The organism is Bacillus sp. JJ1562, assembly GCF_036962705.1.
In the GTDB taxonomy this organism is placed as follows: Bacteria; Bacillota; Bacilli; order Bacillales; family Bacillaceae_L; genus Ferdinandcohnia.
Map to the genome: position 1 here is coordinate 196,409 of NZ_JBALOQ010000017.1, position 13,202 is coordinate 209,610.

A 13,202-nucleotide genomic window follows, 5' to 3' on the forward strand; every position below is an offset into this window, starting at 1 on the left:
CCCTCCTTCCCTTTTATATATGATGGATTTTTATCATAGGCCAGGTAGACTTCCAGTTTTTCTGAATAACTCGTTCCTCATAGATTGCAGTCCGTTCTTTTGTTTCTGTAAAAAACATTGTTGGCTTTAATTCCATATTAATAACATCTTCTATTCCACAAGGTGCCGTCAGAATCACATTATCTTCATTGTCTATTTTCACCCCAAGTGCAGTTGCTGTTTCAGGGAATTTTGAAATGGCATCTACAGCAGATGTATAAGGTGGGATATTGTTTACAGCGTGCATTCTTGCTTCATTTTTTACCGACCAAGGAATGTCAGAAATAAGACTTCTTAATTTTTCTTCTAAGATCTTTTCTGTTGATTCATCTATGTTTACTTTATCAAAGAAAATAACATCCACATCAGGTGTATTCGTTCTTTCCGTAAAGCCGTGTAATGTATCCCATATTTTTGATCGTACAAACCCTGCGCATATCCACCAGTCAGGCAATTGTAATGATTTCGCAGCTCTTAATATCTCCATCATCCGATCATCTTCAGAGATTATTTTTATTACATCTTCTTCGTTTCTTAACATTGTAACCTCTCCATGCATAATTCCTAAAATATATAATTATTGGTAAACCCCTAGTGGATTACCGTCTGGGTCATAGAATGTAAAAATTGACAGGAATAAATACCCCTTCCATCCCCTTTAAAAGTGGTTTGCTCATATACTCAATCTCCTATAATTTATTTTGCTTGTCATCATTATTTTGTTTGTAAATTTGTTTTAGTGTAGAGTGGATATTATTCAAAGCCAGTAATATGAACCCTAACATGACAAAAGTGACTATTTCTCCAGTAAAAAAGGACACCACCCCTAAAACTATGAAGTAAAAACTATACCACCAATTATTCATATTCTTTGAATTCCCCTTTGTAAAAATATGTTATCTCTTTTACCTATTTTGAATATCTTTCCATATGCTGCCTATATAGCTTCCATCCACCTGATTCTTTTTTAAATACCTCCATCGCTAAAGCGGTTGCAACTTTCTTCTCCTGCAAATAAAATGCTACGATTGAAGATAAGATAATCTCATCATCGGTCCTTAAACTATGAGCTAAATCTGTGTAAATCCAATATGGATTTTTTCCTTCATAGCCCTTAACCGTTTCAATATTATCTAATTTATAAGAGTCCGCCCGGTAAATTTCATATTCCTTGTCAGAGTAGTAGCCAAAGTAACCAATAAAATCATCCGATATCCAAGCATTTATCTTTTCAAGATTACCTTCACTTAAATCCTTCCGATAATCGTAAACCGCATTTAAAGCTTCTTGGTTCAAAACCTTCCCCCCTAATTAATACTTAAATATTTTATTCTCCTACCCTTTTGGAAAATCCTGCAAAAACTTCGATTCTTGAGCCTAAGAAATTTTTCATGGACATGAAAAAAGCACAACTTGATTACTCAAATTGCGCTCCTTGTTTTATACGTATTCTTTTGCTTACTTCTAACAGATATAACTACAGTAATTAAAGATAAGATGATGAAGATTCCGCCTGCAAAAGGATTAACTGTGATTGAAAGTTTATCCACTATTCCAGCTCCAATCACTGAACCGACAGCAACACCTAAATGAAGAGATGAATTATTCAGGCTTTGCTGAATTTCCGAGGATTCAGGTGCTATTTCAATTAAATAAGATTGCATTGCAGGTGAAATCGCCCAACTGAGAATCCCCCAAATGATTAAGATAATGAAAAATACTGGATAGAAATCAGTTGTGTATGGAAATACAAAGAATAAAGCACTAAAAACGACTAAAGAAATAACCATCGTTTTTCTTGAACCCATTAAGTCTGCCAGTACACCGCCAAGACCTCCACCGCATACAGCAGCAAAACCAAAAATGAAATAGATGACACTAATCCAAGTAGCATTAAAATCAGTGGTTGCTTCTAAATAAGGCTTAAAATAGGCATACATTATCGTATGACCTGTCATATATAGGAATGTTGTTGTTAAACCCAATGTGATTTTATGATTTTTAAATGCCGTAAGCTGTTGTCTCAACGGAATTTGAGGTTTTGGTTCTATACGCCCCATAAATAAATGTACGCCAATAATTGATAATGCCGTCAATACAGTAATAAGTACGAATGGTGCTCGCCAGCCGAAACTATCTCCCATGATAAGCCCGATCGGTACCCCTAAAACTAGTGAAGCACTTACCCCCATAGATACAATCCCAATGGCCCTACCTTTATGCTGTTCCCCTACTAAGTTAGGGGCCATAACTAGACACAATATGATTAACAGCGCTCCACTTAAAGCTAAAATAATTCTGCCTAAAAACAAAATAGAATAAGTAGGTGCAAATACTGTTACGATACAACCAATTAAAAAAATATATAAGCAAACCAACATTAGCCGTTTTCTTTCGAATTTAGCTGTCATGACGAGTAAAATTGGCGATGCAACTGCAAAAATGACAGCAAAAACAGTAATCAGCAAACCTGCTTGTCCGATACTTACATTTAAATCCTCTGCAATTAAATCTAAAATGCCACTAATGATCAGTTCAACCATCCCTATGATAAAGGCAATGATCATTAAAAAATATATACGCTTATCCATGTTGTCTTCCTTCCTAATTTACGTCCCAAACTATATACTAACTTTTGATGAAAGTTTGCTCAAGAAAAACATATTAATGTCTCAAAAACATAATTACATAAATCTTCAAGGACTGGAAAGTGGTGCATCCCTAATCCCCCATCAAAAGGAGTTCCGACTTAATTCCAGTAAATGATTTAAACCTACCTTTAATTCTTCATATGACGCATACGCATATGAAAGTCGAATATGATGTAAGTCGCTTGAATCGTAGATATAACCAGGATTGATTAAAACATTTTGGTTAAGTAAGTTTAAAAATAGCGACTTATTTACAATAGGCTTATTGAACCTTAGCCAAATATAGAAACCACCCTCCGACTTTTTCCATGTTGCAATCTTATTAAATTGTTTCTCTAATATATGATCAACGTAAGATGCTCTTTTTTTCAATTGTTCTCGAAGGTTAGTTAAGTGTTCTTCATATAATCCTGTTGAAATCCAATGTGCAACGATCTCTTGAGAAATGGCACTCGAACCATAGTCTGTTTGCATTTTAATATCGGCTAATCGCTCAATTACAGGTGAAGGTGCTACAACCCAACCGATTCGTAGCCCTGGACTTAACGTTTTAGATACACTACCTATATAAAGTACTTGCCCCGATGTATCAAAGGACTTTATGGCAGCTGAACTCGTGTCGAATAACAATTCATGGTATACATCATCTTCAATAATCGGTATTTGTAATTCATTGCAGGCCTTATATAAATTTTCTTTTTCCTCTATCGACCAATTATAACCTGTTGGATTATGTAAGGTCGGCACACAGTAAAATAAAGATTGTCTTTTTCTTTTGAACACTCTTAAATTGTCCATTAATGTTGAATTACGTGTAACTGAAATCATCTGCATCCCAGCGGATTGAAATGGATGAACAGAACTTAAATAGGATGGTTGTTCGTGGAAAACGACAGATCCTTCTTCTAATAAACCAACGGCAATTAATTGAAGTGCTTGAAGAGCACCAGAAACAATAAGAATGTTCTCAGGTGCGGCTTGGATGCCTCGCTTTTGTAAATAATCACAAAGTATTTTCCTCAGGTTTTCATTTCCTTGTGGGGATGAATAGCCGATTGACCTTGCCTCAAGGGAAATCTCTTTTAATGATTGTTCAATTTCTTTTATTGGGAGTAATTCTGGTGATAATTCACCTGTTCCAAGACGGATAATATGATCATATTGCTCATAATCATTGATGAGTTGAATTGTGTGGTAGTTTGGTTTATGAATGCTTGATTCAATATGCTGAATCCAATTTGGTTGAGCTCTGTCCAAAAGGATATTCCACGAATTATTCGACACAAATACACCTGATCCCATTTTTGACTCAAGTAGTCCTTCTGCTTTTAATTCATCAAGTGCAAGCTGAACTGTGCTTCGATTCACATTAAATTGAGTCGCTAGTTTGCGTTGCGTTGGAATCTTTGTGCCAACAGTCCAATCCCCACTTTCTATATGAGATTTTATCCAATCTATAATTTGCTCTTGTATGGTCAAATGTGAATGACGATTTGGTTTCCACTTCAAATGAGTCCTCTCCTTAATTGGATGGATTAAAAACCATCCAATTGGGTGTTTTCTTTTAGTTGTATCATAGTAAGATGGGAATGGAAAGGATTGATACAATGGAAGCCATTCTACACGGAATCATATTAGCATTTGGTCTTATTTTACCTTTAGGTGTACAGAATGTATTTGTTTTTTCACAAGGAGCGACACAGCCAAAACTACTTCGGGCATTTCCTGCGACCATTACAGCTGCAATTTGTGATACACTCTTAATTCTTTTAGCTGTCTTTGGTTTATCCGTAATTGTACTACAATTTGAATGGCTGCGGATTAGTCTAATGATTGTTGGTATATTGTTTTTACTTTACATGGGATTTGCAATTTGGCGGTCTGAACCAGCTACACATGAAACGAACAAAGCAATACCGATCCGTCAACAAGTCATTTTTGCTTTATCCGTTTCTTTATTGAATCCTCACGCCATTTTAGATATCGTCGGTGTGATTGGGACAAGTGCCTTAAAATATGTTGGTACAGAGCAAATCTTGTTTACGGCTACTTGTATTCTCGTATCTTGGATGTGGTTCTTCGGCTTAACATTTGCAGGTGCGGTTATGAAAAAATTAGATGGAACAGGAACTTTAATGAAGCTGTTCAATAAATGCTCTGCCGTCTTTATCTGGGGAACGGCGATTTATCTTTTGATTGGGTTAGTGTGATCACTAATCCTTTTTTTCGTCTTTTATGGGGTTCCATTTCTTATATTTTTATACCTTATCGATAATACTACTCAGAGACTAGATTTGAACGGATTTACATGAAGCTATTCTCAACTATCGGGGCAGAGGTGCTAAAAATGTCCAAAACTGAACCAGACTATATTACAAAATCCAAGGAATTGTGTCGATTATGCGGAATGGATCCAAATGAAGTCCCTGGACCAAAGAGGTTTATGACCTCGGAGGAGCTCACTTTAAAAAGAGAGGCATATGGCGAAATTCTATCTGTTGTAAGCTTCTTTTCACACAAACTTTTAGAGTCATTAAAAGGCACTCCTATTCTCATCGTCATTTCTGACGCGGAAGGTTATCTACTTGATATGGTTGGGGACCAAACGATTAAATCGTTGGTCAAGCAATTTGGGATTAAGGAAGGTAGCCTTTTCACACAAGAAGACGCGGGAACGAATGTGGTTAGTTTGTCTCTAGAGCAAGGGTATCCCATCACCTTAATTGGAGAGAACCACTATCATACTTTGCTTCATGGAGTCGCCTGCTATGGTGCTGCTTTCCATTATACAGATGGGAATAACATTCTCGGCAGTGTGTCCATAATGATGCCGATTGAATTTCAAAACCCTTTATTCTTAACGATGCTTTCGCAGGTTGTTGATTCGATTGAACGGGAACTCTTATTACGTAAACAAAACCACAAACTGAATATCATGAATCAAATCATTCTTAGTCGGACTAATAACGGTATTGTGATTACAGATGAAAATGGGATTACAACGGAGTTCAATGAATTTGCACAGAAGGTTTCAAACCGTAGTCGCGACTCTGTCATTGGTAGAAGTATTTTTGAATCAGATGTCTCGGGAACCTATTTTAAAAAGGTCTTAAAGGATAGAGTCAAATACGAGGATGTTGAACTCAAATTCACGAATCCGAATGGAGATCCTGTCGTCGTATTATTTGACGCTCAACCCATTTATAAGAATCACAAATTAATCGGTGCATTTGGCCAATTTAGAGACATTACCGACCGGTATTTAATTGAAAAAAAATATAATTACTTGGCATACCACGACGATCTGACAGGTTTACCAAATAGACGTTATATTCAAAAGGAGATTAAATCTCTTATCCAGGAAGAACAGCCAAAACTGGCGATCATGTTTTTGGACTTAGATCGCTTTAAAGTCATTAATGATACCTTCGGCCACTCCAGTGGCGATCTTCTACTCATTGAAGTGACAAAGCGATTAAGCAAATGTCTCGGAATAAATGATCAACTCGCTCGCATGGGCGGAGATGAATTTATCCTACTTCTAAAAAATTATGAAGACGAAGAATATGTAATTCGAAAAGCAGAACAGATTTTAGCTCAATTCAAAAAGCATTTTAACGTAAAATCAAACCAATTTCATACCACTGCCAGTATTGGGGTCGCAATATATCCCGATCAACCGCTTACACTAGAAGAGTTCATGATCATCGCCGATAATGCGATGTATAAAGCAAAAGCACGAGGTAAAAACAATTATTTTCTTTTCAACTCCGACATGTTTAATCACGTAAAAGAAGAGTTAAAACTTGTAATGGAACTTCGCGATGCTGTAAAAAACGAGGAATTAGTTCTACATTACCAGCCTCAAATTTGTTATAAAACAGGTAAGAACGTTGGTTTAGAGGCATTAATCCGATGGAATCATCCAGAGCTTGGCTTAATCGCCCCTGATAAATTTATTCCTTTTGCCGAAGAGAGTGGCTTGATTATCGATATTGGAGAATGGATTATCAAAAAGGTTTGTATCCAAAACAAAAAATGGCGGCTTTCAGGGCTGAAGCCAATCAAAATTGCTGTTAATCTTTCGCCCCAACAATTCCATAAAGAAAATCTTGTTGGATTTGTAAGAAAAGTGTTAAACGAAACTGAATTGGAGCCTGATTGTTTAATTTTGGAAATCACTGAATCAATGGCCATGGATGTCGAGCATGCTCTAAAAGTGTTAGAGGATTTAAAGGAAATTGGGGTTGAAATTAGTATCGATGATTTTGGGACAGGCTATAGCTCATTAAATTCTCTTAAACAATTTCCAATTGATTATCTAAAAATTGATCGGTCTTTTGTAAGTGACATTACGAATGATGACAATGACAAAGATATCGTCAAAGCAATTATTACTTTAGCCCACAACCTCAATCTGAAGGTTGTTGCAGAAGGCGTTGAAACCGAGGATCAATTAGCCTTTTTACGTAAAAACAATTGTGATTATTTTCAGGGCTTTTTATTCAGTAAACCTTTATCAAGTGAAGATTTTGAAAAAAGTGTGTTTTTTGAAAGACAGGAATAAGCCGGGGTGGGTAAAGGTCCTCCCACCTGACAGCTTCTTTGTACTAGTCCTACTTCCAATAGCAAACCTGCAGTCTATTACCATCGAGGTCATACAAGTCAAAAAAACGATTCACTCCGTCATTTTGTAGTTGACTAACCTTCACACTTTTTTGTTTTAACACCTTATAGACTTCTTCAATATTTTCTGAGTAAAATATAGGGTAAACTTGACTATTGGAAGGGTTTACCTTCCCCTCTTCAATAGTTAAATGTACTCCACCATTCCCTACACTTAAAATCCGATAATGGTCACCTTTATAAGATTCGTTTAACCCTAAAACCTCTTGATACCAATCACACGCTTTTTCAACATTACTAACGGTTAAACAAATAGTATCAATTCGATCAAATAAACTCATTTGAATTTAACACTCCTTCTCAAAATTTTGTCCTTTCAGTCTTCACGAATCTTTTTTTAATTTTGTTGATAAACTTCAGGTTGATAATCTCAAATAATTATAAGCTATATTTGTTGGGATTGTAAAAAACAGGAACATCCGGAAGTAAAGCACATGTTTTCCAATAAACCTAACTTCACAGTATTTTCTTTAAGAAATGAGTTTAATAGAATTAAAAAACCATATAAAAGATTCACTTATATGGTTGAATGTATTCTTATTTAGTTTTCATTTGTGAAAAGTTAGCTAAATATATATCTCCTACCATTCAACTTTTATTACAAAGCGTACGTTTCATACGGTTCACAAAGATAGCGTTCGATAAACTCCGCTAATCCATCATTTTGGTGGTGCCCTGTAACAAAATCAGCTACTGCTTTTACATCAGCATTGGCGTTCCCCATTGCCACACCTGTACCAACTTGACGAAGCATCTCAATATCATTTGGTCCATCTCCAATAGCTGCTACTTCATTTCGGTTAATTCGATATGCGTGAATCAAGCTTTTTATAGCAGACCATTTAGAAACATTAGGAGCAACTAACTCAAAGCCATCATTCCAATCAATGACTTCTGCTTCCTTTTTAAATAAAGTTGAAAACTCAGGCTTTGCTGTACCTGTTCGAACACTATATTTAAGAACATCTTGATAATTAGCTTGCCTTAGATCCCCAATATAACGTGGCGGAATTTGCCCAACTTTTGTCCAATAATCGATTTCTTCCGTTTTTTCCTTACAATAAAGTCCATTTGCTGTATGAACTAAAACATTACAAGGATTTTCAGTGGTCAGATGGTGAAATCGTTCTTCATTTAATTGAATGGTTCTCATTTGTATCGCTTTTCCCGTCATTGCATCGTGAATAGCAGCACCATTCAAACAAATCATTGGAGTTCGTAATCCAAGTTCTTTATGGTAGGGAGCAGTTACTTCATAGTGTCGACCAGTGGCTAGAAAAACCTTTACTCCTTGATTAATGAGCCTATTAATGGCTTCTAAATTTCGCCGAGAAATGTTGTTTGAGGCTGTTAGTAGTGTACCATCCATATCAATAAATATTGCACGCACATTCATTTAAAATACCTCCCCATTCGTTGATAAACCAATCATATCATCTGAATGTTAAAGCCAAGTAAATTCAGTAACTCAATAATATGTAAAATAGGTTAATGGAATGTAAAATTGTATAAAGTGAAACTTCATTCAGTGGGGGTTTACTGCCTGTTAATGCGGGAAAAAAAGTTAAATATTAACCCACAAAAAATAGCGCTAATCCTTTGGGGCTTGGATTAACGCTACTATTGAAGGTAAGACCTAAAGGGGAGCCCACATCAATTCAACTTACATCTTAGGCGCTTCCCTACCTATCATTGCCCATTCCTCATTTGATGGTCCATATAAACCAGGGACAGTTAAACCAGCTTGACGCATAAGTATTGTCATTTGACCACGATGATGAATTTGATGTTGAATCATAAAAAATAACAGTTCGGAATTGGAAAAGTTCTGTCCGAAAACATCCTGAACAATCTCAAGTTTTTTGTCAGTCCATTGATTTTGTAGAGCTTCACACAAAGCGATACTTGCTTTGTGATAGCTTTCTGATATAAATTTTGATGAGGTTGGGACCGGATAATCTTGTGTAGGCGAGTCAAAGGTAAGATCTGTCTGAGAAGCGATAACACCAATTGCTGTTACAGTGTGCCAAGCTATTCGTCCTAAGGTCCAATTTTGAGGTGTTACTTCTTGGGATAAGGATTCATCGGTAAGTTGATTAAGTATTTTTTGAGTAGCATCTGATTCAAAACTCCATAATGCAAAAAAGCCATCTAGTGTTTGAAACATATTCATCCTCCTCTCTTAAACACTCCATATATATTCCTCATATAATAAAAATTTCCTCTTTATTTTAAAAAATCCAATATTGTAATTCTTATTAAGCTAAAGCGAAAACCATTGATCCTAAATGGACACAGAGTAAACATACACTTCTTTTCCCCATTTGTTTATAGTTTTTATCTTCTTCATACCAATTCTTTCGGCGACTTTAGTTGAAGGAATATTGTTTACATCGGGCAATGAGACAATCCTATTTAATCTTAAACGTTCAAAACCGAAATTCTTACACGCTAACGCTGCTTCTGTTGCGTATCCTTTCCCCCAGGCACGCCGAACTAGTAAATAACCTATCTCCATTTCCATTACCCCATCTACTTCTTGAGGTACAATCCCGCATTGTCCGAAAAATTCTCCAGTTATTTTATCTTCTACTATCCACAAACCTACTCCATATTCATCATAATTTTTTAGGGTCCAATTAATCCAATCCATTGTTTCACTTTCGTTTTTAGTTGAAGGATAATACCTCATTGCTACTGGGTCTGAAAAAATCTCCATCAGCTTTCCAGCATCATCTTTAGTCATTCTTCTTAAAATTAACCTTTCCGTGCATATAACTGGATTGTACATTTTTCACTCCCCCATCATTTCTTGTTGTGAATTCTACATAATTTATGTATCCTTCCGTAAAACCTTATTCCACTATCGCCGGTTGCGTAAAAAAGATTATGAAGTTAATATATCGAGAATCTTATTTGATAGAGTTTCACTCTTTATGTGATTAAAAGTTTTTGGATCAGCAGTTACAATAATTGAAATCCTTTCCTTGGGATAGATGAGAATTTGTTGACCGCCTGAACCTAAGGCACGAAAAATTTTATGTTCTTTATACGTATTGATCCACCATCCAAAACCATAATCACCGTAACTTAAATTTGTTGGAATACCATTTGTAGTTGAGGCAATTGTCCACTCATTAGGAATAATTTCATTGGTATTTTCAAAACCATTATTAACAAGTATTTGAGATATTTTTATTAAACTTTCAAACGATACTTTTAAGCCTGTACTACCGACAGTTATACCTTGAGGGTCACTTTCCCATTCAACATCCATTATTTCGAGCGCTGAAAAGAGGTTTGTCTGGGCAAAGTTGGACATCGTTCCCCCCGTTGACTTGCTAATAATTGCTGACAAAAGGTGATAATCAACTCCTTTATATCTAAATTTACCTCTTCCTGCTAATGGATGTTTTAAAATGTCTTTTACCCAATAATTACTATTTAGAACCAATCCATATAAATCTTTGTCATCAATATCAAAGCCCGAACTCATTGTTAGTAAATCTCTTATTGATATATGATCAGGAGCATCGGGTAGGTAGTAATTAATCGGAGTTTCAAGAGACTTTACACATTCATTTTTTAATGCAATCCCAATTAAAAGTGAAACGATGCTTTTTGTCATTGAACGAATATTTATTAAACGGGTTCTTTCCTTATCCTGTGAACAATATATTTCTCTATTTGACATTGACACATATAAATTATGAATTGNNGAATTGATTCATCTTGTTCATATAATCTATGAATTTCATTAATCATAAAACTCGTTCCCCTTTCCTATTACAAGATTTTGAAAATGTTTCGTGCAATATTCCCCAAAATGGCCGTTAATCCCCGCCCTTACTAAAACCGCCCTTCAATTCATCTTTACGGATTTTACGATTTCCTAAATAGAAAGGTTTCAAATGTTTTGCATGAAAAGAAAATATTGTAAATAACACACGCTTTGTGTATAATGTATATAAAGTGTATATACATTATTTTTAGAAGAGGTATTTGTATGCAAATCATCATTTCCAATATTTCAAAAGAACCAATTTATGAGCAGATTTATTTGCAAATTAAGAAACAAATTTTAACGAATGAACTTCGAGCAGGAGAATCATTACCATCAATGCGTCAATTAGCCAAAGACCTCCATATAAGTGTTATAACAACAAAACGGGCGTATGAAGAACTTGAGAAAAACGGTTTTATATACTCAATCGTTGGAAAAGGGTCATTTGTGTCTGAACAAAATAATGAAATGATTCTTGAACGAAAAATGAAAGTAATCGAAGAACAATTAATGGCTGCAATCCAAAATAGTAAAGAAATAGGAGTGGAGTTAGCAGAATTAGTGGAATTACTTACAATGCTATATAAGGAGGACTCTTAATGGATAACGTAATTGAACTAAAACATGTAAATAAGACTTTCAAAGGATTTGAACTGAAGGACTTATCTCTCTCGGTCAAAAAAGGCTATGTTACAGGGTTTATTGGTGGTAATGGGGTAGGGAAATCTACAACGATTAAGTTGATTATGAATTTATTACAACCAGATAGTGGAACGATTTCACTCTTTGGTCTAAATTACAAGAAGCATGAAAAAGAAATAAAACAGCGAATCGGCTTTGTGTTCGATAACAATGTTTTTTATGAGAATATAACATTGACTGAAATGAAGAACATCATCAAACCAGCCTATAAAAAATGGGATGATTCCATTTTTAATCAGTATGTAGATATGTTTGAACTACCATTAAAGAAAACGCTAAAAACATTTTCAAAGGGCATGATGATGAAGGCATCTTTAACCATAGCCTTGTCCCACCATGCTGAGTTAATTATCATGGATGAACCAACATCTGGATTAGATCCAATATTTCGCATAGAACTGTTAGACATCCTTCATGATCTTATGCAGGACGGCGATAAAACCATTTTCTTTTCTACGCATATTACGACGGATTTGGATCGAATAGCAGATTATATTACCTTTATCCATAATGGGCAGCATATGTTTACAAAAGAGTATTATAAAATCGAGGAAGAATATGCGATTGTGAAGGGAGAAACAAATTTACTAGATCGTGATACAGAACAAGAATTTATAGGTATTCGAAAATCCAATCATGGATTTGAAGCATTAACGAAGAATAAACATCGTACGACAAATCTTTTTGGTGATAAGGTAATTTTTGAGAAGCCAACACTTGAAGATATTATGCTATATACAAAGAAAGGAAACTTTAACTATGTTGAATCTCATTCGTAAAGATATTCTATTACAGAAAAAGACATTAATGATTATGCTACCACTGTTACTTGCCTATTTATTTGTAGGTAGTTCTACGATTTGGGTTGGTTTTTTATTTTGTATTGCTATCATCATGCAGGCGTTTTCGATGGATGAAAAATCCTCCATCCACCTTTTATTGAATTCTTTACCTTATACTCGAAAAGAAATTGTCAGTTCTAAATATATAGGTGCATTTGTGTTTTCTTTTCTCATTTTGATGACGATTATTATTGGAAATTTGATTATTCATAATGAAATAATTCCATTGGATCAGTTATTATTCATAATCAGTATTGTTATGGTGTTCATTTCATTTGCTTTTCCATTTTCTTATTTATTTAAAGTTCAGTATTTGACGATTGGTTTTATTGCTTTTTTTGTCCTATATTTTATCACTGTCAGTAAGTTTATACCTGATTTAAATGATAGATTAAGAGAGGTAATTCAGACGGTCCTATCTTTTAATAATTCACTATTGTATGTATTAGTACTTCTATCACTTGTACTTCTCTACACTTTTTCTTGGTTGCTCTCGAT

14 protein-coding genes are annotated in these 13,202 nt (G+C 35.0%); 5 read left to right on the forward strand and 9 right to left on the reverse strand.

Translation table 11 applies throughout. The annotated features are described in order from the left end of the window. Window positions 1-13: 13 nt before the first annotated feature. From V7097_RS11835 to V7097_RS11850, 4 genes are all read right to left on the reverse strand, one after another. Window positions 14-580, reverse strand: coding sequence for a nucleotidyltransferase family protein (locus V7097_RS11835; protein WP_335703818.1), 567 nt, complete (start codon window positions 578-580; stop codon window positions 14-16). A 368-nt stretch (window positions 581-948) separates the two neighbouring features. Beyond that, on the reverse strand, window positions 949-1,335 hold the full coding sequence (locus V7097_RS11840) for a DUF4440 domain-containing protein (protein ID WP_335703819.1): 387 nt from the start codon (window positions 1,333-1,335) through the stop codon (window positions 949-951). A 125-nt stretch (window positions 1,336-1,460) separates the two neighbouring features. Beyond that, window positions 1,461-2,630 carry an MFS transporter gene (locus tag V7097_RS11845; protein ID WP_335703820.1) on the reverse strand — a complete coding sequence of 390 codons (1,170 nt, stop codon included), beginning with the start codon at window positions 2,628-2,630 and terminating at the stop codon, window positions 1,461-1,463. Between the two features lie 141 nt (window positions 2,631-2,771). After that, window positions 2,772-4,199 (reverse strand): PLP-dependent aminotransferase family protein, encoded by a 1,428-nt coding sequence (locus V7097_RS11850; RefSeq protein ID WP_335703821.1) that lies wholly within the window; start codon window positions 4,197-4,199, stop codon window positions 2,772-2,774. A 98-nt stretch (window positions 4,200-4,297) separates the two neighbouring features. On the opposite strand from V7097_RS11850, the gene V7097_RS11855 reads away from it, so the two are divergent. Together V7097_RS11855 and V7097_RS11860 are read left to right on the forward strand one after the other, a co-directional pair. After that, entirely contained in the window at window positions 4,298-4,900 is a 603-nt protein-coding gene (locus V7097_RS11855; protein WP_335703840.1) for a LysE/ArgO family amino acid transporter, read from the forward strand. Window positions 4,901-5,037: 137 nt separating this feature from the next. After that, entirely contained in the window at window positions 5,038-7,257 is a 2,220-nt protein-coding gene (locus V7097_RS11860; protein WP_335703822.1) for an EAL domain-containing protein, read from the forward strand. 49 nt (window positions 7,258-7,306) lie between these two features. Here the strand turns inward: V7097_RS11860 and V7097_RS11865 are convergent, their stop codons facing one another. From V7097_RS11865 to V7097_RS11885, 5 genes are all read right to left on the reverse strand, one after another. Beyond that, the gene (locus V7097_RS11865) at window positions 7,307-7,657 is read right to left on the reverse strand and encodes a VOC family protein (protein ID WP_335703823.1); all 351 of its coding nucleotides are present in this window, start codon (window positions 7,655-7,657) and stop codon (window positions 7,307-7,309) included. Window positions 7,658-7,974: 317 nt separating this feature from the next. Further along, window positions 7,975-8,772 (reverse strand): HAD family hydrolase, encoded by a 798-nt coding sequence (locus tag V7097_RS11870; protein WP_335703824.1) that lies wholly within the window; start codon window positions 8,770-8,772, stop codon window positions 7,975-7,977. Window positions 8,773-9,039: 267 nt separating this feature from the next. Continuing rightward, a complete protein-coding gene (locus V7097_RS11875) occupies window positions 9,040-9,543 on the reverse strand; it encodes a DinB family protein (RefSeq protein ID WP_335703825.1) in 504 nt (167 codons plus the stop codon). 117 nt (window positions 9,544-9,660) lie between these two features. Then, entirely contained in the window at window positions 9,661-10,167 is a 507-nt protein-coding gene (locus V7097_RS11880; protein WP_335703826.1) for a GNAT family N-acetyltransferase, read from the reverse strand. Between the two features lie 96 nt (window positions 10,168-10,263). Further along, the gene (locus tag V7097_RS11885) at window positions 10,264-11,070 is read right to left on the reverse strand and encodes a serine hydrolase domain-containing protein (RefSeq protein ID WP_335703827.1); all 807 of its coding nucleotides are present in this window, start codon (window positions 11,068-11,070) and stop codon (window positions 10,264-10,266) included. A gap of 312 nt (window positions 11,071-11,382) precedes the next feature. On the opposite strand from V7097_RS11885, the gene V7097_RS11890 reads away from it, so the two are divergent. From V7097_RS11890 to V7097_RS11900, 3 genes are all read left to right on the forward strand, one after another. Beyond that, window positions 11,383-11,760: a GntR family transcriptional regulator gene (locus V7097_RS11890; protein WP_335703828.1), complete on the forward strand. Its 378-nt coding sequence runs from the start codon at window positions 11,383-11,385 to the stop codon at window positions 11,758-11,760. Beyond that, the gene (locus tag V7097_RS11895; protein ID WP_335703829.1) at window positions 11,760-12,641 is read left to right on the forward strand and encodes an ABC transporter ATP-binding protein; all 882 of its coding nucleotides are present in this window, start codon (window positions 11,760-11,762) and stop codon (window positions 12,639-12,641) included. Before V7097_RS11890 ends, V7097_RS11895 begins: the two co-directional genes overlap by 1 nt. Next, on the forward strand, window positions 12,622-13,202 hold a 581-nt coding region (locus tag V7097_RS11900; RefSeq protein WP_335703830.1), incomplete at its 3' end, for an ABC-2 transporter permease. The genes V7097_RS11895 and V7097_RS11900, both read left to right, overlap by 20 nt.

Coding starts and splice junctions, on each gene's coding strand:
- V7097_RS11880 (WP_335703826.1), bottom strand. CDS start 10,167: ATGTACAATCCAGTTATATGCACGGAAAGGTTAATTTTAAGAAGAATG.
- V7097_RS11885 (WP_335703827.1), bottom strand. CDS start 11,070: ATGTCAAATAGAGAAATATATTGTTCACAGGATAAGGAAAGAACCCGT.
- V7097_RS11895 (WP_335703829.1), top strand. CDS start 11,760: ATGGATAACGTAATTGAACTAAAACATGTAAATAAGACTTTCAAAGGA.
- V7097_RS11845 (WP_335703820.1), bottom strand. CDS start 2,630: ATGGATAAGCGTATATATTTTTTAATGATCATTGCCTTTATCATAGGG.
- V7097_RS11860 (WP_335703822.1), top strand. CDS start 5,038: ATGTCCAAAACTGAACCAGACTATATTACAAAATCCAAGGAATTGTGT.
- V7097_RS11875 (WP_335703825.1), bottom strand. CDS start 9,543: ATGTTTCAAACACTAGATGGCTTTTTTGCATTATGGAGTTTTGAATCA.
- V7097_RS11835 (WP_335703818.1), bottom strand. CDS start 580: ATGTTAAGAAACGAAGAAGATGTAATAAAAATAATCTCTGAAGATGAT.
- V7097_RS11870 (WP_335703824.1), bottom strand. CDS start 8,772: ATGAATGTGCGTGCAATATTTATTGATATGGATGGTACACTACTAACA.
- V7097_RS11865 (WP_335703823.1), bottom strand. CDS start 7,657: ATGAGTTTATTTGATCGAATTGATACTATTTGTTTAACCGTTAGTAAT.
- V7097_RS11855 (WP_335703840.1), top strand. CDS start 4,298: ATGGAAGCCATTCTACACGGAATCATATTAGCATTTGGTCTTATTTTA.
- V7097_RS11890 (WP_335703828.1), top strand. CDS start 11,383: ATGCAAATCATCATTTCCAATATTTCAAAAGAACCAATTTATGAGCAG.